This window comes from Streptomyces sp. NPDC036822 (assembly GCF_055609145.1).
Window position 1 is genome coordinate 47,776 of sequence record NZ_JBVJPY010000011.1, and the last position, 21,167, is coordinate 68,942.

Genomic DNA, 21,167 nt, shown 5'->3' on the forward strand with positions numbered 1-21,167 from the left:
TTTTCGTACGAACAGGCACGCAGAAATCGAACACAGGTCCCTGACCTGTAGTTCAACATCGAACGTGCAACAGAAAGTATGAGACCCGCGTCACTCTGTCAACAGTGAAGAGACCGTAAAGACTGACTCCCTCCCACGCATCTTTCACACGTGACAGATACGTGCTACCTTTCTCTCACGCCAGACAGTTCTGTCAGGCGGGAAAGGTACGACGTATGTACGACCGAACCCAGCTGCGCAAAGCGGCGGCTGCCAAGGGGCAGCACACCTACGTAGACCTCGCAGAACACCTGAAGGTTGCACAGTCCACCGGCTGGCGGCTCTGGTACGGGAAGAACGCCCCGTCCATCGAGACCGCCCGCAAGGTCGAAGAAGCCCTGGGCGTCACGCTCGCCGAGCTTCTCCAGCCCCGCCGGAGCACGGCATGACCGCCCCGGCCACCCGTGAGCACTGCATCGCGAAGGCCCGCGCCGTTCTGGACCAGGCCCGCCGCCGCATCGCCGCCGACTACGCGGCCGGCCGTCTCAGCCCCGAGCAGACGGCCCGCTACGAGCGTCTGCGCGCTCAGGTCGGCGCCCCGGCTGCTGCCTGATCAACAAAACGGGGCCACCTCGGACCAGGCCCGGTCCGTAAGCAGCCCCTCGGCACCTCACCACAGAGAAATGAGGACACCGTGAGTATCAGTATCACCCATCCCACCAACTTCCCCACCGGGGACCGCAGGACGGTTCGCGTCGACTTCATCCCGGTCCGGCCGACGACGGTCCCGTCCGTCCTGCTCGGCGCGGCCCGGATCATCCAGGTGAACGGCCTGTGGCACGGCGACTACGTCCCGGACCCCTTCGACCGTCAGATGACGGTCGCGCACTGCCACCGGCCGATGAGCATCGTTGCGGCGATCAAGTGCGCCGCGTCGGGTAGCCCGCACAAGGACAGCCAGCTCGCGGACACGGCGATCGGGTTCCTGGCCCTTTCGATCGACGGCGGCCCGGCGTACGGGGACATCTTCTCCCTGGAGTCGCACGTCGAGGCGTGGGGCGACGTCGCGGGCCGGTCGGGGGACGACGCGGTGGCGCTGCTGAAGCTGGCCGCGACCGCCCCGGAGCGTGCGGCATGAACGCGAAGCGTGTGGCTGCGGCAGCGGGGGTCATCCTTGCCGCGCTGAAGACGAAGCAGACGGCGGCGGGTATCGCGGCTGACCTGGAGTCGGCGTGCTTGCTCCAGTCGCCGGAATCGGCGGCCGAGCAGCGGGCCGAGGTCATCGCCGAGCGTGATGCGCAGGTCGTCGCGTGGCTGGTGAAGAAGTCGGCCGAGTACGGGACGTCGAATCGGGAGAGCCGGGCGAAGGCTGAGGCGGTCGTTCGTATGGCCGACAAGCTGAGCCGAGGCGCGGTCCGTGATGACGAGACCGGGGTGTCGCAGCTGTACCGCCTGCGGGCCGAGAACCACGAGCTGCGCTCCGAGCGGGACGCCTGGCACGACTGGGCGGACTCCCTTGCCTACAAGGTCGCCCCGGTTGAAGTGCTCGGCAGCCACGGCGAGGCGGGCAAGTTCCCGTGGTCTGACGCGCTGGAGCTGATCACCCCGGCCGCCGAGGTCGACAAGCTTCGGGCCCGGGTGGCCGAGCTGGAGGCCGAGCGGCACACCACGAACGAATCGCTGTCCGACGCGGCCGAGGCGCTGCGCGTCCAGCGGGACCGGATCGCCGAGCTGGAGACCTCGGGGAAGCAGTTCGGAGACCGGTGGCAGAAGCGCTGCAACCACATCGCCGAACAGGGACTGCGGTGGAAGGCCGAGGCCGAGGGGCGGAAGGCGCACGGCGAGAAACTCCAGGCCCGGATCGCTGAGCTGGAGACCCGCCTCGGCCGCGACGCCGAGCAGCGGCACCTCATGGACCCGCTCGACCACGCCCTCGAAGCCCTCGCCCCCCGCACCACCACCACGATCGAGATCCTCGGGAGCGCCCTGTGAGCACCGACCGCACGCCCGTCGAGGGCCGCCTGTACATCGACGCAACGCCCTGCATGGTCACCCTCGACGTGAGCCCGCTCGTCGAGGACAACGTGCACGACCTGCTGGACCTCCTCATGAGCCCCGACTTCTTCGAGGCGTTCATCGAGCTGGCCGTCGTCGACCCCGACGCCCCCGCCTACGACCAGGACGCCCCGGACCGGCTGGCGTTCGAGCAGCTGAAGGACCAGCTCGTCGAGAGGCTCGCCACCCGGCAGGCGCTCACCGGCCCGCAGGCCATCCGCACGGCGCGCCGCATCCTCGCCTTCGCCGAGCCGATGGTGGCCGCCGCCGAGCAGCAGGCCGACGCGGTCGCGGCCCTCGGCCAGCAGCGGAACCGGAGGGCCCTGTGAACGACCCCCGCTGCCCCGACTGCCGCCGCACGTTCGAGGACTGCACCTGCGGAGGCACCCGATGACCGACACCGCGCAGGCCGGGGCTCAGGCCCCGGCCGCCGGCCGCAGGGTCACCCCGACCGGCCGCCTCATCCTCTCCGCCGACGCCGACCGCGCCGACTGGCTCCGCGCCCGGACCCACGGCATCGGATCGTCCGACGTCCCCGCGATCCTCGGCGTCGTCAAGGAACGCACCCCCACGCACGTCTATCTCGACAAGCGCGGCGAACTCCCCGACGACGCCGGTGAAGCAGCCTTCTGGGGCACCGTCCACGAGGAGCCCGTGGCCCGCCACTGGGCCATGCGCAACCATTCCGTGATCCGCCGCGTCGGTCTCGTCTCTCACGTTGACCACCCGCACCGCATGACCACCCTCGATCGTCGGGTAACGGAGTGCCCGCTCGCCGAGGACACCCGGATCCCGTGCGCCCTGGAGGTCAAGACCCGGAGCGCATTCAAGGCCGCTCAGTGGCACGCAGGGCCGCCGGACGATGTCCTCGCGCAGATGCTCCACCAGATCAGCGTGTGCGGCTACGAACACATGCACTTCGCCGTCCTCATCGGCGGCAACGAGTACCACCAGGGCACTGTTCGAGCCGACCAGTTCACCGACGTCACCGCCGACATCGAGGCGGCGGTCGACCGCTTCTGGTTCGGCCACGTCCGCGCCGCCGTCCCCCCGCCGCTCACCGGCGATGGCGAAGCACTCATCGACATGTACCGCCGCGTGCACCCCGACCGGTCGGGGGCCGTCGACATCGACCGCCAGGCCGACGCGCTCGACGCGCTCCTCGACTACGAGCGGGCCCGCCTCGATGAGAAGGCCGCCGAGCGGCGGAAGAACGAGGCGAAGGCCCGGCTGCTGTGCCACCTCGGCACCGCTCAGGCCGCGCACGTCGGCGGTGAGCGGGCGTACTCCCTGGAGCCGACCAACGGCCGCCCTGCGGTCGACCTGGAGCAGCTCTCCGAGCGCTGGCCCGACGCCTACGCCGCCTGCGTGACAGCGAAGCCGGGCGAGCGCCTCGACATCGCGAAGACCTACCGATTGAAGGAGGGGGCCTGAGATGGGACTCCGTGAAAACGCGGCGAAGGCCGCCGGCCGCGAGCTGACGGCGGATGAACAGCACGACACCGCGCCCGACGCAGCGCCGGCGCCGTACGTCGACCCGATGGCCGGTTACGAGCCCGGCGACGACGACCCCGAGATGGTGCCCGTCCACCTCGCGTGGCTGCGGGTCCGCAAGGAAGTCCGGGCGATCGCCAAGGGCGAGCAGTACAACGGCGGCGGCACGCGGTTCAACTTCCGCGGCGTGGACACCGTCGTGAACACCTTCGGGCCCGTGACGCTGAAGCACGGCATCAACGTCTTCCCCGTCGGGATCGACGCCGAGCACCGCGACACCACGACGTCCAAGGGCAACAAGATGCGCGAGTGCACCGTCACCGTCTCGTGGATGGTCATGGGCCCGATGGGCGACACGCTGCCCATGCCGCTCAAGACCCGCGGTGAGGCACTCGACTCGGCTGACAAGGGGACCGCGAAGGCGCAGTCCGTAGCGCTGCGGGTGCTGCTCCTGACCGGCGGCCTGACCCCGACGCACGACAAGGACCCGGACGCCTCGCACGTCGAGCGCGGCGCCGACCCCATCCGGCCGGCCGTGACGTACGTGGACGAAATCTGCGACCCGCGCACCAGCGCCGGGCGTCTGCGGCAGATCCATCACGAGCTGCGGACCTCGCGTCAGCTCGGTGCGAGCGTCACGAACGAGGTGGGTGACGAGGAGCCGATCGGTGACCTCGTGGTCCGCATCGGCAAGGAGCGCGCCGCCGGGGGTGAGGCGTGATGCGACTGTCCCGCCGAGCCCTGACCGCGCTGTACGAGACCGCGCTGGAGAAGCGCGACGAGGCCCGCCGCGAGCGGGACGCCGCCCGCGTCCACTACCGCGACGTCGCCGCCGAGAACGAACGACTGCGCGCCGAGCTGGCCGCCGCTCAACGCGAGCCCGCCGTACCGGCGGTCGAGCACTCCGACGAGCTGTGGTCCCTGATCGACTGGAGCCTCTGGGGCTCCGGCATGGGCGACGTCTTCCGGGAGAAGCTCGCCGACCAGTTCCTCGCCGCGATCACGCCCGAGCAGCACGCGCAGGCCCTCCAGCTGATCCAGGCGTGGACGGACAGCGGACGTGAACCGCTCGGCCGCCGTCGGTACGAGGAGCAGCAGAGCCGCCTCCGCCGCGCGCTCCGCGCCGTCGCCCGTCTCCGGGCCGACGCCGCCGTGCAGCGCCGCGTGGTCCACCGCCTCACCAACCAGCTCCTCGACGCCACCGGCTACCAGGCCGCCTCCCTCCTCCCCGCCGCCCGCACCGCCCTGGACATCGACACCCCGAAGGACAAGGCATGACCCAGCCCCGCGTCACCTTCGAACCGCTGCCCGATGACGGACGTGCCCGGAGGGGCTGGGCCAGTCACGAAGCCATCGCCGAGCAGCTCCGCGCTCGACCCGGCGAGTGGGCCCACATCCTGACCTTCCCCGCCATCAGCTCCGCCACCAGCACCGCCTACTCCATCCGCAAGGCGACTCGGAAGACGTGGGGTCCGGTCGGCTCCTTCGACGCCAAGTCCCGCACCGTCGACGGCGAGTTCCGTGTGTACGCCCGCTACACCGGCGGTGACCGGTGACCGCCACTGAGACCCCCGCGTCCGGGATGACGACTCCCCTCCCGGGCGCGGGCACCACCCAGCACGGCACCCTCTCCTGCGGCAAGTACCGCAGGTGCCCCCGCCCCGAATGCCGCGAAGCCGCCCGCGCCTACCGCCGCCGCGTCTACCGCAAGCAGGGGTACGGCACCTGGCAGCCGCTCGTCGACGCCGAGCCCGCCCGCCAGCACCTCCTTGACCTCAACCAGGCCGGCTTCTCCTACAAAGTGATCGCCGACCACCTCGGTCGGTACACCGCAGCCATCACTGGCATCGTCTACGAGCTGAACCCCGGCCGCGGACGCAAGAGGCGGATCCGCCCGGACTTCGCCGAGGCGATCCTCGCCACCACGCCGGCCGACCTGACTCCCGGGATGCTTCCGGCCGCAGGAAGCACGCGGCGGATCGAGGCTCTGCGCGCCATCGGCTGGCCGACACGCGTCATCGCCGACCACCTTGGGGTCGCGCCGCCGCGGGTCAACCAGATCACCCGTCAAGCGCTGGTCACCCACGCCACCGCCCAGGCCGTCGCCGAGTGCTACGAGGAGCTGCGGCACCTCCGGCCCGTCGAACACGGCATCGCACCGGGCACCGTGTTGAAGCTGGTCCGCCTCGCCGCCCGGAAGCAGTGGCGTGCCCCCCTGTGGTGGGAGGACATGGGGCACATCGACGACCCCGAGTTCGACCCGGCTGCCGCCGAGCACGAGCTGACCCGGAACGAGCTGGGTGCGCTGCGCCGTGCCGAAGTCGAGCACCTCGCCTCGTACGGGCTGACCGGCGAGGTCATCGCGGAACGCCTCGGGCTGACGTACGGCACGGTCCGCGACATCCTCCGCGAACTGCGCACCGGGCAGCGCCGGGACCGGAAGGGGGCAGTGGCATGAGCAGCCGTGGCACGTGCACCGACCAGCCACTCGACTGGCGCCAGTTCGCCGCCTGCCGCGAGGTCGACCCCGACACCATGTTCCCCGCCCCCGGGGACCGGGACGGCGTCGAGCGCGCCAAGGACGTCTGCGTCCCATGCCGGGTCCGGCGACAGTGCCTCACGACGGCGCTGGCGGCCGAAGGCGGGATCACGAAGGACAACCGCTTCGGGATCGCCGGCGGCCTCACTCCGAGCCAGCGGTACTCCGAGTACACCCGGCGCCGCAAGGCCGCCGCGTGACCGGGCCCCGCCCGCCGGCCGACTGCGACGTCCCCAAGACCGACCACACCGGCCGCGTCCGGCTCTACCCCTGCGGCTGGCGCTGCTCCACCCACTCGCCGTGGGCGCAGGCCGGCCGCCCGGAACCGCAACCGGGCCCCGGCCTCCCCGCAGCGGCGTGGACCACGCCGTCACCGATCAACGACTCCCGCGTCCACGACGCCCGCGCCGTCGCCTCGGGGAAGCGCCGATCCAGCCCGAACACCTACCGCGCGGCCCAGGCCGCCGTCGACAAGAACGGACACCGCACATGAGCCACACCGAGATCGTCATGGTCCTTCCGACCGCTGGTGCCGTACCTCACCCGAGCCGGTACGCCCACACCGACATCGACGGCGACCGGTTGCTGATCAGCACGTCCCTGATGCCCGGCAACGTTCCCGGCATCTACTTCCGCACCGACCCGCGCGGGTCCTCCGTGCCGCTGGCGGACCTCCCCGCGCTGATCGCCCAGCTCCAGGTCATCGCCGAGGCATCCAAAACCGAAGCCGACGCCCAGGGCTGACCCTCGCCGCCCGGGGCCGCCGCCCCCGCCCCATCCTCCGCACTCCAGGAAGAAGCCGCACATGCCGAGCCGGTTCGAGTACGAGCGAGCAGTACGCGCCAGCGAGCTCAAGCCGCCGTCTCGGCACCTGGCCCTCACCATCGCCACGTGGGCGGACATCAAGACCGGCATCATCCCCGACCGCTACCAGCCCTCGCTCACCGGCCTGGAGAAGGCCACCGGGCTGTCCCGAGCCACGGTTCGGACGCACCTTAGCCACCTGGAGGAGGGCGGCTGGCTGAAGCGCAGCCGCCCGTCAGTGGCGAAGGCCCGGTCGGAGGGCGAGACAACGAAGTACCGGCTGCTGGTCCCGAAGACGGCGATCGTCCCCGTTGAGGACACCCCGGAAGGTAGGGCAGCTCCTGCCCTACCCCAAGAGGAGGTAGGGCAGGAGCTGCCCCACCCTAGGGCGGGAGATGCCCTACCGGTAGGGCAGGAGCTGCCCTGGGGTAGGGCAGGAGCTGCCCTCAGTAGTTCCAGTAGTTCCGAAAGTTCCGTTGAGTCCCAGCAAGCAGGGAGCGCCGACTACGGCATCCCCGCCGACGCCCGCCCCCTCGTTGACGCTCTCTCCCTCGCCAACATCAAGGTGCGCTGGCCCTTCAAGGGCAACGAGTGGTTCCCCGTCCTCGCGCTGATCAAGAAGTCCGGCATCCCCGCCATGACCGACCACGCCGCCAAGGTCGCCACCCGCGTCGACGTCGAATCCGCCAAGTACTTCATGAAGGGCTGGGCCGAGCTCCCGCCCCTTCCCACCGCAGACGCCCCCCGCCCGCCGCTCCGCGCCGTCTCCGGCGGCTGGCAGCCCTACACCAACCCCACCGACCCGTCCGTCTACGAGAACGGATTCTGACCATGCCCGAACCCGCCACCCTCGGAGAGAAGAACCCCGACGCCCTCGCCCGACTCATGGCCGGAATCCGGGAACGCCACCCCCACGTCCAACCCGGCCCCGTCGACGACAGCCCCAGCGCCAACGAACCCGGCCACCCCGAATACCACCGGCAGCGCCGCGCCGAATGGAACCTCAAGCGCTGGACCACCGCCGTACCGCCCCGCTACCGCAACGCCGACGCCACTCTCCCCGCCGTCCAAGCCTGGGCCAACCGCGTCGCCACAGATCCCACCACCGCCGGAAGCCTCCTCCTCACCGGCACCACCGGCACCGGCAAAACCTACGAGGCGTACGGCGCCCTCCGCCGCATCGCCACCGCCGGCAGCACCCACCCCTACGAAATCCGCGCCGTCACCGCCGCCGACATGAACGGCCTCCTCCGCCCCAACGGCAGCCCTCGCGGCGTCGAAGAAGAACTCCGCCGCCTCGCCCACATCCCCCTCCTCCTCCTCGACGACCTCGGCTCCGCCAAGGCCACCGAGTGGGTCGAAGAGACCACCTACCGGCTCGTCAACGAGCGGTACAACGCCTGCCGCCCCACCATCTACACCTCCAACCTCCCCGCCCGCTCCTCGGCAGTCCCCGACCTCGCCAGCGCCCTCGGCGAGCGGATCGTCTCCCGCCTCTCCGAGGACACCGCCGTCGTCGCCATGACCGGCACCGACCGCCGCCGCACCCCCGCCGCCTGACCCAGGAGACCCACATGCCCATCACGCCCACCTACCGCGTCCAGTGCGACGTCTGCTTCGGCCACATGGACGGCGAGTACGACACCCGCGACAAGGCCCTCGACGCCCACAAGGAACTCGGCTGGGACGACCCCAACGGCGGCATCGCCTGCCCCGACCACAACACCCTCCCCGCCGCCTGACCGCCCGCTGATCCGGTTCCACCACCCACACACACAGGAGACCCGATGCCCGACACCACCCCCGAGCCCGGCTCGATCATCACCGACCCCGACATGGCAGGCACGTACTACGGCATCTCTGTCGCATGCATCGGCGAGGACGGCGACATGGTCGCCCTCGGCCACCACGACACCCGCCGCGCCCTCGCTGCATTCAACTGCCACGCCCGCAACTACCTGGGCCTGGTCAACCTGTCCGACGAGCCCGACGCGACGGCGGCCGACTGGATCAGCTCCATCAAGAGCACCTGGATGGTCTTCCGCACCCCGGACCCCGAGGAGGGCCAAGACCCGACCTGGATCTGGTTCGCGGAACGGGCCGCCTCCGACACGCCCCACGCACGACCCGTGACCTACCTGCTCGCCTGACCGCATGCCGGCCCGCCCGACACCCACGAAGGAGCACCACATGACCATCGAGCCGACCGCCTTTGGCCCCTGGGGCGACCCGATCGCCTACGGCCCGACCGGCGTCCATTGCGGATGCGGAAAGGACGCCCACTCCAACCTCGTCCCCTGCGTGCCGACGTGCACCTGCATCAGCGAGCCCGAGGTGGACGCAGGAGTGGTCCTGCACGCCAGCTACTGCCTCGCCGCCGAGCCGTCCCCCTGAGCACCCGGCAGCCCGCCGTGCTCGCGGATATCGAGCACGGCGGGCCGTCCCCAGACCCTACGACCACCAGGAGCAGACCGTGACCGACCAGCCCGCCCGCGACGAGCTGTACGCCTACGCCACCATCGCGTTCAAGGAGACGGGGGTACCGCCGATCGTGCACGACCACGTCACCCGCATGCTCGACGCGTACCGGAACGAGGTGGCCGGGGTTCGGGACGCCGCCCGCCAGGCCGCCGGACAACCCGCGTGCAACGTCGAGTTCGCCGACGGCAGCACGTGCACCAAGGCCGCCGGTCACCGGAAGCCCCCGTGGTACGACCCGCACACCCCCGCCGCTGGGGCGCCGCGCCGGAACGCCACCGTCGACCCGACCATGTGTCCCCGCTGCAAGGGCGACAACCAGGACGCCTTCGAGCTGTGCGGCCGCTGCGTCGCCGGTCCCGCCGCCGCCTGCACCTGCGCCGATTCCGGACCCGCCTTCGCCCCCGCTGGGCACTACCGAGACTGCCCGCAGTACTCGGCAGCCGGGCAGCCGCCCATGGACCCGGCCGCCATCCTCGGCATCGAGCCCGACTGGCGCGCCGAGGGACGACACGGGCCCACCCCCGAGGAGGCGCGTGCCGCCGTCGGGGGGCAGGACGCCGGACAGCCGGCCGAGGGCGACCCCCTCGTGGCCGCGTCGGCCCGCGCCATGAACCGCCTGTTCCCGGCCCGAGCCGCTCACTTCGCAGCCGAGCAGGAGCGCCAGGCCGCCCAGCAGCGCGCCACCATCCTCCGCGAAGCCGCCGACATCGCTGAGCGGCTGATGGACGAGCGCTACGGCCCGGACTGCTCCTACGCGATCGGTGGCCTCGACGTCGTCACCGAGCTCCGCCGCATGGCCGACGAGGCGAGCACCCCGTGAGCGTCCTCCTCGCCGTCCTCGAATGCCTCGCCTGGTACTGCGCCGCATCCCTCACCCTCGGCGCCGTCCTCGCCCGCATCGGCTACGTCCACCACAAGAAGCGCCCCACACCCCCGGAGAAGCGATGAACCAGCCCGCCGACGACATGCGCCGCCAAATCGTCCTCCGCGAGATCAACCAAGGCGCCCTAGCCGGCCTGCCGTCCGAAGTCAGCGAGCACGCCGCAGGCCTCGTACTGGCCGCTCTCGACCGCTACGACACGTGGGCCGCCAAGGTGGCCGGCGGCCCCGCTGCCCGTCTCGCCCGCATCGCCGAGGCCCACCGACAGAACACCGGGCCCGGTGGCCTCACGTCCGGCGACTGCGGCGAGTGCGGCCAGCGATCTCCCTGCCCCACCTACACCTGGGCCACCACCGACCGCGACCCGCTCGCCACCTGGGACCCGGCCGACGACGAGGACGGAGATGCCCGATGACCGACCCCGAGCCCGCCCAGCGGCACACCGTCGACACGATCACCAGCGACGCCCTCGACGAACTCCAGGAGGAGCGAGACCGCTTCAAGGACGACTACCTTCGCGCGTGCCAGACCATCGCCGAGATGCACGCCGCAGCCGTCGGTGGAGTGCACGGCCCCATCCGAGGTGTCGTCGAGGACGTCGCGGACGTGCGCACCCGCGCCGAGGAGGCTGAGGCCGCCCTCGAACGCGTCCGCACCCTCCACAAGGCCGTGGGCTACAACGGCCGCCTCATTTGCGTGGACTGCTCCGGCTACGCCGACGACAGCACGGACTGCCCGCCCCAGCCCTATCCGTGCCCCACGATCCGAGCCTTCGGCGAGCAGCTGCTCCCCACCACGAAGGAGAACTGACCATGGCCGTCCTCGGCCCCAGCGAACCACGCCGCCTCGCCCTCTGCGCCTGGCTCGCCGCCAACGGCATCGACCCGCACACCGTGCCCCTCCGCAGCACCCCTCACGTCGTGCGACGGGAAGGCGGCGACGTCATCCGCTACGAGGCCTACGTCACCGAAGACGGCCGGAAGGTCGCCAGCTACACCGGCGACGCGATCCGACAGGAACGCGAGGCACCGCTCCGCGTCGAGCCGCCCGAGAGCTGGCCCGCCTGACCCCGCACACAGCGATGGGGCGTGCCCTCGACCTCCCCAGGCCGGCACGCCCCACACGGTGCGATCACCGTACCGCCCCAGCACACACCACGGAGCGCACCATGACCGCCACCACCAGCAGCCACCTCCGCCAGATCGCCCGCCACTGGCGCAACCTCCAAGACGCCCTCGAAATCCCCACCGCCGGCACCGGCTTCGGCCTCGGCCTCCGCGGCTACCTCCAGGCCATGGAACAACGCGACGCCGCCGAAGCAGCCGCCCTGCGCGCCCTGGAGCGCTCCCCCGACCAGCTCGGCGCCACCGCCGCCCCCCTGTCCCTCCGCATCGCCGACACCATGCGCACCGTCGAGATCGCCCTCCATGAGACCGGCACCCAGATCGCCGCCGCGAACCAGCGCACCCTCGTCACCCCCGCCCCCCGCGACTGGCCCGCGAACGACCGCGCCCGCCGCAACAAGATCGCCCTCGAAGACAGCCGGGACCGGCAGCGCTGGCACTTCACCTCCAGCCACACCGCCACCTACAGCGCCCTGTGGCTGTGCGCCCGCGTCCAGGGCGCCCGCTGGCCCGGTACGCCCCTCACGACGGCGCAGCACGCCCAGGTCCGGAAGGTCGCCGCGGGCGCGCTGGAACGCATCGAGACGGCCCTCGACCTCGTGTATCAGCGGCGGGAGCTGTCCATCGACCGGCCGTGCCAGTGCGGCGGGCGGATCGAGGTGTACGGCGGAGGGGGGACCGACCCGGTAGCGCAGTGCACGGGCTGCCTGGCGTTCTGGACGGAGGCCGGGGTGGTCGCGGCGTGAAGTCCGGCCGGCGGGTGCGGTGATCAGCCGCACCCGCCGGGGGCGCGCGCCGGGAAGGCCCCAGGTGATCAGCCCGAAGCGCAGCGCGCGAGGCCGGCCCTTGTCCTTGGAGAGGGAGCCGACGCGCTCATCCTGGCACTTCACACGCCAGAGGTCAGCCCCCTTGCGTGGATCAGTGGTCCCAGGCTTCGGGGCCGCCGCCGCGCCACTCGATCGGCGGCCACTCGTCCTCATCAGGCCAGCCCGCGCGGCGCAGGAACTCGACCAGGTCCCGCATACCGGTCGCGCGGCCGAGGATCTCGCCGTCGACCCGGACCCGCCGGCCACCCTGCTCGTCGGGCGGGTACACGATCACGCGCGGCTCGGTCATGGCGTCCACCCTCGCCCCGTCCGGGCCCGGACGCATCCGGACAGGCCCGGACGGCGCAGGACAGCACAGAGCCCCGCCCGGACGAATCCGGACGGGGCTCACGCGTGCCCAGCTACTCGGCCGGCTTCTCCAAGTCGGTGCGCCGCCCCTGCCGGAGACCGGCCTGCCGCGCGGCCCAGTACTCGTCGAACCAGGCCACTGAGTACTCCGGCCGGCTGCTTCCCGGGCGGAATGTAGGCGCTGGCCAGCCCTCGGCCGGGTTGGTCGCGAGCCGGTGGATCAGCGTGCGGCTGCGCCCCACCCTCTCGGCGAGCTTCGGAATGGTCATGGTCTCCCGCGGCTCCTCACTCTCCGGGGTCACGGACATGGGCACATCCTCTCGCGAGGTGTGGACATTGTCCACACTTCTCGCTACGGTCGAACGGCAGCAACAAGTCGCCCCGGCCGGTGTGTGAAGGCCCGGCCGGGGCGCGCCCACCCCTGAACAGACCAGGAGCAGGCATGCCCGAGCGTACCCACCTCCCCCAGCAGGACGAAGCCCTCCGACGCACCCGAGCCGGATGCCCCATCCGCGCAGGCCTCATCGGAATCGCCCGACAACTCAAGCGCGGCCAGCCCCACGCCGAGTTCACCGCCGCCGACCGGCTCACCGCCGCCCGCGAGGCCGCCGACGGCGACCACGACCTGGAGCACGCCCTCCTCATGCGGATGCCGCACATCACCTGGGCCACCAGCCGCGGCGAGTACGGCCTCATCCTCGACCGCGCCGCCTGGAGCGCCTGATGAAGCTCCCGAACCTCCTGGGACGCCCCCGCGCGTCGCACCCGTCCCACACCCCCTGGTGGGTCCGCTGGTTCACCAACGGCGGCCGCCCCATCGTTGCCATCGTCGTCCTCGCCATGTGCGCCCCCGGTGAACATCACCTCGCTGTCCTCGCCGGATGGGACACCCGTCTCGCCTGGGGTATGGCCGCCGTCCTCGCCGCCTATGCCGGCATCGCCGCATCCGTTGCCAGCAACCGCCCCGCCGGCGCGCCAGGGAAGACCTCCGCCGTCGTGGGCGCGTGCGTCTCACTCGGCGCAGCCATGGCCGCCCAGCCCGTCTCACACCTCTTCGTCACCGGCTGGTTCAGCGCCACACCCCGCACCCCCTGGGTCCTCGTCGCAGCCGTCTCATGCGTCCCGCCGCTGGTCTTCGGCCACCTGCTCCACCTCGCCGCCACCCCGACCGGGCCCCGCGCCAAGCCCGTTGCGCCGCCCGCCCCGAGGCCGTCTCAGCCGCCGCGCGCGCTCGTCTGGGCCATGGCCGGACCCCCGCCCGGCACGCGGCTGCTGCCCATCGCCCCGTCTCACGACGAGACGCCCCCCAGTGACGACGAGCCGGACCCCGTTGACGCCCGTCTCATCGCCACCAGCGAGGTAGCCAAGCTCAAAGGCGTCACCGCTTCCACCGTCCGCACCTGGGTCGACCGCGGCCGCCTGCGTCCCGTCGTGCGAGACGCGCGCAACGGCATGCTCTTCGACGTCGCCGAGGTCGTCTCACTCGGGAGTACCTCATGATCTGGGCAACCCGCGGCGCAATCGTCGTCGGCCTCTCCGTCCTCGGCTGGTACCTCATCAAGATGTGGTGGCCCGGCCTGAAAGCCCTCCAGGCCCGCCCCGTCGACCACCTCGGCCGGCTCCTCCCCTTCCTCGCCGGATGGGCCTACGGCGCCCTCGGTGTCCTCGCCGTCGGCGGCCTGGTCGGCTGGGCATTCGACACCGCCCTCTGGATCACCAACTGGCTCGGCGACGTCGCCCTCGTCTGGGGCGTCGGGGCCGCCGCCGGGGTCACCTCCCGCGGCGCGTACCTGCCGCTCACAGCCGACGGCGCCGGTCTCGTCCTCATCCTCACGATCGCGTTCATCGCCGCCGTGAAGGCCACCCGTAGCGGCACCGATCTGAAGCTCGGGTCCTGGTGCGGGCTGTCCCTCGGCACCTCCAGCGGCATCGCCGGATTCGCCGCGGTGCCCCTCGCGCAGGCCACCAACGCGGCAGGGCACGCCCTGTTCGGGTGGGTCGGATGACCGTCGAGGAGACCCCGGAGACGGAGGACAGGCCCTCCCGCGTCGCCGGTGGATGCGTCATCGTCCTCGCCGCCGCCGTCGCCGGGGGAGTCGTCTATGCCGTCCCCGAGACCGGCTACTACGTCGCCGGGCTGCTCACCACCGCCGGCGTCCGCCGGGCCCGCTCCTGGAAGGCCGGCCGCCGCAACGACGACGACGAAGAGCAGGTCGACATCGTCGCCACCCTCCACAAGCTGTCCCCCGCGGGCGGGAAGAACGTCCGCCTCACACAGCTCCAGGAGGCCGCGGGGCTGCCCGACACGAAAACCGTGCGGGCCCTCCTCGACGAGGCCGGCGTCCCCATCCGGACGGGGGTACGCGCGGGCGGGAAGAACGGCCCTGGCGTTCACACGGCGGACATCCCGCGTTCCTGCGACTCCTCTTCTGACGGTTGTTGGTGCAGGTCAGGCGCCAACACCAACGCCAACAACGCCCCGGCAGGGGACCCCGGAGAGGGGTTCCGTGTAGACGCCATCGGCCAGGGCGGGACCGTCGTCACCGACCCCGCCGACGTCATCCGTCACCACGCCATCACGCGATAGGAGCGCCCCGTGGGCGAGTTCAAGACCACCATGTCCATCTCCGAACTCCGCAGCCGGAACGAGCAGTCCCAGGCCGCCGCGCAGGCCGCGAAGACCCCTCCCCCGCCACCCCCGAAGAAGTGATGCACAAGGGTGTTGCCCCCCGCCCAGGCGGGCGTAGCTTGGACGGAGCACCTTGGGACTGGGCCCCACCGCACGGGGTATTGCGGTGGGGCCCCGCTTTTGCGCCTAGTTGCAAAACCGGCGTCCGTCCCTCATGATGAGCCGCAGATCCGGCGTGCCCGGAAACAACAGGCCCGCTCCCCACGAGGAGCCGGGCCTTCCGCATGTCACGATTCCGTCACCCCCACCACACACCCCCCACAACTCCCCGATGCTGGGCCGACACCAGCACCCATGGGGGGACCATGCGCACGCGCACCACCATCACCACCCTCGCCGCCGTCGCGGCCCTCACGCTCACCGGCTGCGGCCCCGAAGCCGACGTCAACACCAAGCCCGACCCCGCAGCTGCCGCGCCCACCACCGAGGCCCCAGCGCCCGAGGCCACCACCGAAGAACCCGCGAAGAAGACGGCCGCCATCGGCGACACCCTCACCCTCAAGGGCAACGGAGACGGCGAGCAGGTCGCCGTCACCCTGAAGAAGTGGGTCGACCCCGCGAAGTCCAGCGACGAGTTCATGACGCCCGAGCAGGGGAAGCGCTGGGTCGCCGGCCAGTTCGAGATCGTCAACACCGGCAGCGCGATCTACGACGACAGCCCCGGCAACGGCGTCCAGGTCGCCGACGTCGACGGACAACGCTTCACCACCACCTTCGGAGAAGTCACCGCCGGCCCGCCGATGGCGTCCGGCGTGAAGCTCCCGAAGGGCGAGAAGGCACTGGGGTACATCGTCTTCGAGGTCCCGAAGGCATCGAAGATCGCGTCCGTCCAGTTCACGATGAACAGCGGCTTCGCCGGCCAGACCGGCCAGTGGGCCGTGAAGTAGCTCAGCCTCGCCCGACCCGGCCCGTCCGCCTCCCTGCGGACGGGCCTTTCGCATGCCCCCACTGCCCGGCGACGGGCGTAGAGAGCCTGGCCGTAGCCCCCGAGGACAAGCGGGACATCGCGCGGTTGGCCAGCGACCGGGCAGTGGGACCAGAAGGAGGTGACTAGGGTGACCAACCAGTACGTCGATGACGACTACAACCCGAGGGTCACCGAGGCCGAGCGGGCGGAGATCCGCCGCCTTCACGCCGACGGCCACGGCCGGAACGAAATCGCGCGCCGGATCGGGCGCAGCAAGCGGACCATCAGCGTCGAGGCCGCCCGCATGAACCTGGCTTTCGACCGCGCCGCCACCGAAGAGGCCACCCGCACACGGATGATCGACCTCGCAGAGAAGCGCGCCATCCTCGCCGAAGCCCTCGTGGACGACGCCCTGCGCCTCTCGGCCCAGATGTGGGAGCCAGCGACGATCCACTCCTTCGGCGGCAAGGAGCACACGTACAACAGCCACGACGTGGACGAACCGCTGGCCGCCGACAAGCGCCAGCTGATGGCCGCCGCGACCGCCGCAGCCGCGCAGTCTCTCCGCCTCGTCCCGCCCACCGCCGACACCGGCGCCGCCGACGCCGTGTCCCTCGTCGGCCAGCTCGGCGCCGGCCTGGCCCAGATCGCGGAACGGCTCAGGGCGGAGGACACGAGCGTCGAGGAGGCGGAAGGTGGATCAGCTCCTTGACGCCCTGCCTCTCTCCCGCAAGCAGATCCTCAGCGTCGTCGACTCCCGAGCCCGCCTGAACGGCTGGGAAGGCGCCGTTCGGTCCGGGAAGACGATCGCTTCTCTGCTGCGCTGGCTGATCTACGTTGGGAGCGCGCCCCGCGGTGGCGAGCTCGTCATGGTCGGCCGCACCCGGGACTCGATTTACCGGAACGCGTTCCTCCCGCTGATGAACCCCGAGATCTTCGGGGCTCTCGCTCACCAGGTGAAGTACACCAACGGCGCCGCGACCGCCACAATCCTCGGCCGGATCGTGCACGTCCTCGGAGCCAACGACGCCCAGGCCGAGCCGAAGATCCGAGGAATGACCTGCGCTGGCGCGTATGTCGATGAGGCCACGACATTGCCCAAGACCTTCTTCGACCAGCTCGACGCCCGCTGCTCGGTGCCCGGAGCGCAGATCTTCTTCACCACGAACCCGGACAACCCTGGTCACTGGCTGAGGAAGCAGTACCTGAAGCGGCCGCAGGAGACCAACCTGCGCTCGTGGTCCTTCGTCCTCGACGACAATCCGTCGCTGACCGACGAGTACAAGAACCACCTCAAGTCCACCCACCAGGGCGTGTTCTACCGGCGGAACATCCTCGGGCACTGGGTGCAGGCCGAAGGCGCCATCTATGAGGCGTTCGACCCCCAGCGGCATGTGGTCAAGAAGCTGCCGACGATGGTTCGCTGGCTGTGCGACAGCATCGACTACGGCACGACGAACCCGTACTCGGACCTGCTGATCGGTCTCGGCACGGACATGAACCTGTACGTTGCCTCCGAGTACCGGTGGGACTCGCGGGCGCAGCGCAGGAAGAAGACCGACGCCGAGTACTCGGCCGCGCGCCGCGCCTGGCTCCAGGCCGTGCCCCATCCGGGCAGCAACGTCGTGGGCGTGCAGCCGGAGTGGACGATCGTCGACCCGTCGGCGGCTTCGTACATCGAGCAGCTGCACCGCGACGGAGTGTCCGGCGTCACCCCGGCCGACAACTCCGTCCTCGACGGCATCCGCACCGTCGGCTCGCTGCTGGCTGCCAACCGCCTGTTCGTCCACGAGTCCGCCACCGGCCTGATCGAGGAGATCCCCGGCTACTCGTGGGACGACGAGAAGTCCGAGAAGGGCGAGGACGCCCCCATCAAGCTGGAAGACCACTCCTGCGACGCCCTGCGGTACGGGGTGCGCACGACCGAGGCCCTGTGGCGGCCGCACATTCCGATCCTGATGGAGGTGGCCGCCTAATGTCCGCGCAGATCGAAATGCCCGTGCACGTTCGCGTAGGCGAAACGGAAGCGTGCTGGGGAAGCGTGCAAGTCCCCGTACTGGACGGCTGCATGGACGGGCGCGCCTTCCGCCGCGAGATGGCCGTCTTCCTCCGCGCCGCCGCTGCCCACCTGGAGAGTTCGATCAAGGATGAGGACGGGGTGACCTGATGCCCCTGCCCACCGGCAACCAGCCCTGGCCGCCGGCCGCGCTCGACCAGGTCCGCGACCGGATGACCGTCTGGGACGCCTGGTACTGCGGCGACCCCAACGCCCTCTCCTCCGTCTACGGCGGCCAGTACGGCGACCCCGGCAGCACCGGGTTCTACGCCTCCGAACGCGGAGGGTGGCGCGGCGCCGTCGGCCGCACGCTCCAGCGCTGGTTCTGGGGCTCCCAGCCCACCACCGGCGAGCGTCGATCGAAGCTCCATGTCCCGCTCGCCTCCGACATCGCCGTGACCTCCTCGGCGCTCCTGTTCTCCGAACCCCCGACCGTCAAGGGCCCGGACGACACCACGAACAAGCGCCTGGAACAGCTCATCAGCGACGGCCTCCACGGCACCCTCCTGGAAGCCGCCGAGCTCGCCGCGGCGCTGGGAGGCGTGTACCTGCGCGTCGTGTGGGACCGCGAGACGTACGACGCCCCATGGCTCGACGCTCACCCCGCGAGCCACGCCGTCCCCGAGTGGCAGTGGGGCCGCCTGGCCGCGGTCACGTTCTGGCGGATCCTGGAGGCCGACGGCGACCGCGTCGTGCGCCACCTGGAGCGCCACGAGCCCGGCTACATCCTCCACGGCCTGTACGAGGGCACCCGCGACACCCTCGGCACCAAGGTCCCGCTCACCGACCACCCGGCCACCGCCGCCCTCGCCAACGTGCCCGGGCTGACCGGCGACTCCATCCCGACCGGCATCAAGCAGCTCACCGCCGTGTACGTACCGAACATGCGGCCCAACCGGCTCTGGCGCGGTAACCCGGTCGCGGCGCACCTCGGCCGGCCCGACATCGCCGGGGCGGAGCCGCTCCTCGACGCCCTGGACGAGGTGTACTCGTCATGGATGCGGGACGTCCACCTGGGCAAAGCCCGCATCATCGTCCCCGGCTCGTACCTCCAGTCCAACGGCCCCGGGCAGGCAGCCTCGTTCGACGCCGAGCGCGAGGTGTACTCGGAGCTGAACATGCTGCCTCGCGCCGGGGACTCGGCGATGATCACCCCGGTGCAGTTCGCGATCCGGGTGGCCGAGCACCGCGACACCGCCCAGGATCTCGTCGAGCAGATCCTCCGCACGGCCGGCTACTCCGCCCAGTCGTTCGGCGAGCAGGGGCAGGCTGCGGTCACCGCGACGGAGGTCGTCGCCCGGGAGCGGCAGTCGTTTACGACCCGCGGCCGGAAGATCGTGTACTGGCGGCCCGCGCTCGCCGAGGCCGTCGAGGCGCTGCTCGCCATCGACAAGGCCGTGTACGGCACGGGCGTGACCGTGGGGTTGCCGGACGTCGAGTTCGGGGACAGCGTGTCCGAGGACCCGCAGGCCGTCGCGACGACGGTGGAGCTGCTGAGCAGGGCCGAAGCCGCGTCGAAGGAGACGCTGGTGAGGATGCAGCACCCTGACTGGGAAGAGGGCGCGGTGGCCGCCGAGGTCGACCGGATCCTCGACGAGTCCGGCCGCATGGTCGCCGACCCGACCCTGACCGGAGCAGAGGGGGCCAGCGATGCCGGTTTCCCCAGCGATGGCGGAAGACCTCGCCCATGAGGTAGGGCTCCTCTACCAGGACGCCGAGACGGCCCTCCTGGAGCTCCTCGCGAAGGCGCTGGAGGCCGACATCGAGTCGCCCCGGTGGGCCGAGCTGAAGCTCGCGTCCATCGGGAACCTCCGCACCGCCGTGGAGGCCGTCACGGACGCGCTCCAGCAGGACACCGACGGAGCCGTACGGCGCGCCCTGGTGACCGCCTACAACCGTGGTCGCCAGGCCGCCGTAGCCGAGCTGGGCGCGCTGGACATCGGCCGCGAGCTCGTCGCCCGCGACACCCTCCCGGGGGCGCCCGCGGTCGACCGGCTCGCCGCGAGCATGGCCAGCGACACCCGCCCCGTGTACCAGCGGATCACCCGGGCCGTGGTCGACACCTACCGGCGGATCACCAGCCGCGCCGCCGGCACGCAGCTCCTCACCGGCATCACCCGGCGGCAGGCCAGCCAGCGCGCCCTCGACCAGCTCGCCGCCCGGGGCATCACCGGCTTCGTTGACTCCGCCGGCCGGAACTGGGACATGGCGTCCTACGCAGAGATGGCCGTCCGTTCGGTCACGGCGCGCGCCGCGGTCGAGGGTCACATCGACGCTCTCGCGGAGATCGACGTGGGCCTGGTCATCGTGTCGGATGCGCCGCTGGAGTGCCCGCTGTGCCGGCCGTGGGAGGGCGAGGTGCTGACCCTCGGCGGGCAGGCGGGGCCGCACACGATCCGTACGGAGCACGCCATCCAGCCGACCGGGCTGCGGGCCGCGTTCCGGCCGCCCGAGACGGTCGCGGTGCACGTGGCCGGCAGCCTCGCGGAGGCCCGCGGCGCGGGCCTGTTCCATCCGAATTGCAGGCACTCCCTGGCTGCGTACCTGCCTGGTGTGACGACCCGGCCGCCGCACCACCCGACCCCGGGCACGTCGTACGAGGACACGCAGCGGCAGCGGGAGATCGAGCGGCACATCCGCCGCTGGAAGCGCGTCCAGGCCGCCGCGATGGACGAGACCGCGCGGCGCCGCGCCGGGGCGTACGTCCGGAAGTGGCAGGCCGAGATGCGACAGCACGTAGCTGCGCATCCCGACCTGCGGAGAAAGCCTGTGCGAGAGCAGATCAGCTCTGCACGTTAGAGGCCTACAGCCCTGCCTGACCCAGGAGCGCGGTCCTGTGAGACCAAGGCGTACGCCTCGGCCAGTCGCAGAAGGGCAGCGGGGTCGTCGTATTCCGCGGCCAGCTTCTTGATCTGTTCCAGGAGGGCCGTACGCGCCTCGCCCCGGAGCTGCTGCTCATTGCTTGAGATTGCCATGGGCGCAAC

At 71.2% G+C, this 21,167-nt stretch carries 37 protein-coding genes; 34 read left to right on the forward strand and 3 right to left on the reverse strand.

Annotated features, from left to right (window positions below):
• Positions 1 to 215: 215 nt before the first annotated feature.
• The 24 genes from ACZ68P_RS23780 (at position 216) to ACZ68P_RS23895 (ending at position 12,102) form a co-directional block, all read left to right on the forward strand.
• Positions 216 to 428: a helix-turn-helix transcriptional regulator gene (locus ACZ68P_RS23780; protein WP_471009332.1), complete on the forward strand. Its 213-nt coding sequence runs from the start codon at positions 216 to 218 to the stop codon at positions 426 to 428.
• A complete protein-coding gene (locus ACZ68P_RS23785; RefSeq protein ID WP_471009335.1) occupies positions 425 to 592 on the forward strand; it encodes a hypothetical protein in 168 nt (55 codons plus the stop codon). The genes ACZ68P_RS23780 and ACZ68P_RS23785 overlap by 4 nt, the downstream gene beginning before the upstream one ends.
• A gap of 81 nt (positions 593 to 673) precedes the next feature.
• Positions 674 to 1,117, forward strand: coding sequence for a DUF6197 family protein (locus ACZ68P_RS23790; RefSeq protein WP_471009337.1), 444 nt, complete (start codon positions 674 to 676; stop codon positions 1,115 to 1,117).
• Positions 1,114 to 1,971 (forward strand): hypothetical protein, encoded by an 858-nt coding sequence (locus ACZ68P_RS23795; RefSeq protein ID WP_471009340.1) that lies wholly within the window; start codon positions 1,114 to 1,116, stop codon positions 1,969 to 1,971. Before ACZ68P_RS23790 ends, ACZ68P_RS23795 begins: the two co-directional genes overlap by 4 nt.
• Positions 1,968 to 2,363, forward strand: a complete 396-nt coding sequence (locus ACZ68P_RS23800) for a hypothetical protein (protein WP_471009342.1) — start codon at positions 1,968 to 1,970, stop codon at positions 2,361 to 2,363. Before ACZ68P_RS23795 ends, ACZ68P_RS23800 begins: the two co-directional genes overlap by 4 nt.
• Positions 2,364 to 2,424: 61 nt before the next feature.
• Entirely contained in the window at positions 2,425 to 3,468 is a 1,044-nt protein-coding gene (locus ACZ68P_RS23805; protein ID WP_471009344.1) for a YqaJ viral recombinase family nuclease, read from the forward strand.
• A gap of 1 nt (position 3,469) precedes the next feature.
• Entirely contained in the window at positions 3,470 to 4,249 is a 780-nt protein-coding gene (locus ACZ68P_RS23810; RefSeq protein ID WP_471009346.1) for an ERF family protein, read from the forward strand.
• Positions 4,249 to 4,806, forward strand: coding sequence for a hypothetical protein (locus ACZ68P_RS23815; RefSeq protein ID WP_471009349.1), 558 nt, complete (start codon positions 4,249 to 4,251; stop codon positions 4,804 to 4,806). The genes ACZ68P_RS23810 and ACZ68P_RS23815 overlap by 1 nt, the downstream gene beginning before the upstream one ends.
• Positions 4,803 to 5,084, forward strand: coding sequence for a hypothetical protein (locus tag ACZ68P_RS23820; RefSeq protein WP_471009350.1), 282 nt, complete (start codon positions 4,803 to 4,805; stop codon positions 5,082 to 5,084). Before ACZ68P_RS23815 ends, ACZ68P_RS23820 begins: the two co-directional genes overlap by 4 nt.
• A complete protein-coding gene (locus ACZ68P_RS23825) occupies positions 5,081 to 5,986 on the forward strand; it encodes a hypothetical protein (protein ID WP_471009352.1) in 906 nt (301 codons plus the stop codon). Before ACZ68P_RS23820 ends, ACZ68P_RS23825 begins: the two co-directional genes overlap by 4 nt.
• The gene (locus ACZ68P_RS23830; RefSeq protein ID WP_471009354.1) at positions 5,983 to 6,267 is read left to right on the forward strand and encodes a WhiB family transcriptional regulator; all 285 of its coding nucleotides are present in this window, start codon (positions 5,983 to 5,985) and stop codon (positions 6,265 to 6,267) included. The genes ACZ68P_RS23825 and ACZ68P_RS23830 overlap by 4 nt, the downstream gene beginning before the upstream one ends.
• Entirely contained in the window at positions 6,264 to 6,560 is a 297-nt protein-coding gene (locus ACZ68P_RS23835; RefSeq protein ID WP_471009356.1) for a hypothetical protein, read from the forward strand. Before ACZ68P_RS23830 ends, ACZ68P_RS23835 begins: the two co-directional genes overlap by 4 nt.
• Positions 6,557 to 6,811 carry a hypothetical protein gene (locus ACZ68P_RS23840; RefSeq protein WP_471009358.1) on the forward strand — a complete coding sequence of 85 codons (255 nt, stop codon included), beginning with the start codon at positions 6,557 to 6,559 and terminating at the stop codon, positions 6,809 to 6,811. The genes ACZ68P_RS23835 and ACZ68P_RS23840 overlap by 4 nt, the downstream gene beginning before the upstream one ends.
• A 61-nt stretch (positions 6,812 to 6,872) precedes the next feature.
• On the forward strand, positions 6,873 to 7,700 hold the full coding sequence (locus ACZ68P_RS23845; RefSeq protein ID WP_471009360.1) for a hypothetical protein: 828 nt from the start codon (positions 6,873 to 6,875) through the stop codon (positions 7,698 to 7,700).
• Between the two features lie 2 nt (positions 7,701 to 7,702).
• Entirely contained in the window at positions 7,703 to 8,431 is a 729-nt protein-coding gene (locus tag ACZ68P_RS23850) for an ATP-binding protein (protein WP_471009362.1), read from the forward strand.
• 14 nt (positions 8,432 to 8,445) lie between these two features.
• Positions 8,446 to 8,613: a hypothetical protein gene (locus ACZ68P_RS23855; protein WP_471009364.1), complete on the forward strand. Its 168-nt coding sequence runs from the start codon at positions 8,446 to 8,448 to the stop codon at positions 8,611 to 8,613.
• Between the two features lie 45 nt (positions 8,614 to 8,658).
• The gene (locus ACZ68P_RS23860; protein WP_471009366.1) at positions 8,659 to 9,021 is read left to right on the forward strand and encodes a hypothetical protein; all 363 of its coding nucleotides are present in this window, start codon (positions 8,659 to 8,661) and stop codon (positions 9,019 to 9,021) included.
• 40 nt (positions 9,022 to 9,061) lie between these two features.
• A complete protein-coding gene (locus tag ACZ68P_RS23865; protein ID WP_471009368.1) occupies positions 9,062 to 9,265 on the forward strand; it encodes a hypothetical protein in 204 nt (67 codons plus the stop codon).
• Between the two features lie 79 nt (positions 9,266 to 9,344).
• On the forward strand, positions 9,345 to 10,172 hold the full coding sequence (locus tag ACZ68P_RS23870; protein ID WP_471009370.1) for a hypothetical protein: 828 nt from the start codon (positions 9,345 to 9,347) through the stop codon (positions 10,170 to 10,172).
• Positions 10,169 to 10,300 (forward strand): hypothetical protein, encoded by a 132-nt coding sequence (locus ACZ68P_RS23875; RefSeq protein ID WP_471009371.1) that lies wholly within the window; start codon positions 10,169 to 10,171, stop codon positions 10,298 to 10,300. The genes ACZ68P_RS23870 and ACZ68P_RS23875 overlap by 4 nt, the downstream gene beginning before the upstream one ends.
• A complete protein-coding gene (locus tag ACZ68P_RS23880) occupies positions 10,297 to 10,647 on the forward strand; it encodes a hypothetical protein (RefSeq protein WP_471009373.1) in 351 nt (116 codons plus the stop codon). The genes ACZ68P_RS23875 and ACZ68P_RS23880 overlap by 4 nt, the downstream gene beginning before the upstream one ends.
• Complete coding sequence (locus ACZ68P_RS23885; protein ID WP_471009374.1) at positions 10,644 to 11,042, forward strand: hypothetical protein; 399 nt, start codon at positions 10,644 to 10,646, stop codon at positions 11,040 to 11,042. The genes ACZ68P_RS23880 and ACZ68P_RS23885 overlap by 4 nt, the downstream gene beginning before the upstream one ends.
• Positions 11,043 to 11,044: 2 nt before the next feature.
• Complete coding sequence (locus ACZ68P_RS23890) at positions 11,045 to 11,299, forward strand: hypothetical protein (RefSeq protein WP_471009375.1); 255 nt, start codon at positions 11,045 to 11,047, stop codon at positions 11,297 to 11,299.
• Between the two features lie 101 nt (positions 11,300 to 11,400).
• Positions 11,401 to 12,102 (forward strand): hypothetical protein, encoded by a 702-nt coding sequence (locus ACZ68P_RS23895; RefSeq protein WP_471009377.1) that lies wholly within the window; start codon positions 11,401 to 11,403, stop codon positions 12,100 to 12,102.
• A 172-nt stretch (positions 12,103 to 12,274) separates the two neighbouring features.
• On the opposite strand, the gene ACZ68P_RS23900 is transcribed toward ACZ68P_RS23895, so the two are convergent.
• Positions 12,275 to 12,472, reverse strand: coding sequence for a hypothetical protein (locus tag ACZ68P_RS23900; protein WP_471009378.1), 198 nt, complete (start codon positions 12,470 to 12,472; stop codon positions 12,275 to 12,277).
• 112 nt (positions 12,473 to 12,584) lie between these two features.
• Positions 12,585 to 12,839 (reverse strand): hypothetical protein, encoded by a 255-nt coding sequence (locus ACZ68P_RS23905; RefSeq protein ID WP_471009379.1) that lies wholly within the window; start codon positions 12,837 to 12,839, stop codon positions 12,585 to 12,587.
• A 134-nt stretch (positions 12,840 to 12,973) separates the two neighbouring features.
• Between ACZ68P_RS23905 and ACZ68P_RS23910 the strand changes: the two genes are divergently transcribed.
• The 10 genes from ACZ68P_RS23910 to ACZ68P_RS23955 all read left to right on the forward strand — a co-directional run bounded on the left by ACZ68P_RS23910 (position 12,974) and on the right by ACZ68P_RS23955 (position 20,982).
• Complete coding sequence (locus ACZ68P_RS23910; RefSeq protein ID WP_471009381.1) at positions 12,974 to 13,255, forward strand: hypothetical protein; 282 nt, start codon at positions 12,974 to 12,976, stop codon at positions 13,253 to 13,255.
• Positions 13,255 to 14,031, forward strand: a complete 777-nt coding sequence (locus ACZ68P_RS23915) for a MerR family transcriptional regulator (RefSeq protein ID WP_471009384.1) — start codon at positions 13,255 to 13,257, stop codon at positions 14,029 to 14,031. Before ACZ68P_RS23910 ends, ACZ68P_RS23915 begins: the two co-directional genes overlap by 1 nt.
• On the forward strand, positions 14,028 to 14,537 hold the full coding sequence (locus ACZ68P_RS23920) for a hypothetical protein (RefSeq protein ID WP_471009385.1): 510 nt from the start codon (positions 14,028 to 14,030) through the stop codon (positions 14,535 to 14,537). The genes ACZ68P_RS23915 and ACZ68P_RS23920 overlap by 4 nt, the downstream gene beginning before the upstream one ends.
• Entirely contained in the window at positions 14,534 to 15,118 is a 585-nt protein-coding gene (locus ACZ68P_RS23925; RefSeq protein ID WP_471009387.1) for a hypothetical protein, read from the forward strand. Before ACZ68P_RS23920 ends, ACZ68P_RS23925 begins: the two co-directional genes overlap by 4 nt.
• Positions 15,119 to 15,525: 407 nt before the next feature.
• Positions 15,526 to 16,107: a DUF4352 domain-containing protein gene (locus tag ACZ68P_RS23930; RefSeq protein WP_471009389.1), complete on the forward strand. Its 582-nt coding sequence runs from the start codon at positions 15,526 to 15,528 to the stop codon at positions 16,105 to 16,107.
• A gap of 168 nt (positions 16,108 to 16,275) precedes the next feature.
• Positions 16,276 to 16,839: a helix-turn-helix domain-containing protein gene (locus tag ACZ68P_RS23935; RefSeq protein WP_471009391.1), complete on the forward strand. Its 564-nt coding sequence runs from the start codon at positions 16,276 to 16,278 to the stop codon at positions 16,837 to 16,839.
• A complete protein-coding gene (locus ACZ68P_RS23940; RefSeq protein WP_471009394.1) occupies positions 16,823 to 18,103 on the forward strand; it encodes a PBSX family phage terminase large subunit in 1,281 nt (426 codons plus the stop codon). The genes ACZ68P_RS23935 and ACZ68P_RS23940 overlap by 17 nt, the downstream gene beginning before the upstream one ends.
• Positions 18,103 to 18,294, forward strand: coding sequence for a hypothetical protein (locus tag ACZ68P_RS23945; RefSeq protein ID WP_471009396.1), 192 nt, complete (start codon positions 18,103 to 18,105; stop codon positions 18,292 to 18,294). Before ACZ68P_RS23940 ends, ACZ68P_RS23945 begins: the two co-directional genes overlap by 1 nt.
• On the forward strand, positions 18,294 to 19,874 hold the full coding sequence (locus ACZ68P_RS23950) for a phage portal protein (protein ID WP_471009398.1): 1,581 nt from the start codon (positions 18,294 to 18,296) through the stop codon (positions 19,872 to 19,874). Before ACZ68P_RS23945 ends, ACZ68P_RS23950 begins: the two co-directional genes overlap by 1 nt.
• Complete coding sequence (locus ACZ68P_RS23955) at positions 19,834 to 20,982, forward strand: phage minor capsid protein (protein ID WP_471009401.1); 1,149 nt, start codon at positions 19,834 to 19,836, stop codon at positions 20,980 to 20,982. The genes ACZ68P_RS23950 and ACZ68P_RS23955 overlap by 41 nt, the downstream gene beginning before the upstream one ends.
• On the opposite strand, the gene ACZ68P_RS23960 is transcribed toward ACZ68P_RS23955, so the two are convergent.
• Positions 20,979 to 21,158 (reverse strand): hypothetical protein, encoded by a 180-nt coding sequence (locus tag ACZ68P_RS23960; RefSeq protein WP_471009405.1) that lies wholly within the window; start codon positions 21,156 to 21,158, stop codon positions 20,979 to 20,981. The genes ACZ68P_RS23955 and ACZ68P_RS23960 overlap by 4 nt on opposite strands.
• Between the last annotated feature and the right edge of the window lie 9 nt (positions 21,159 to 21,167).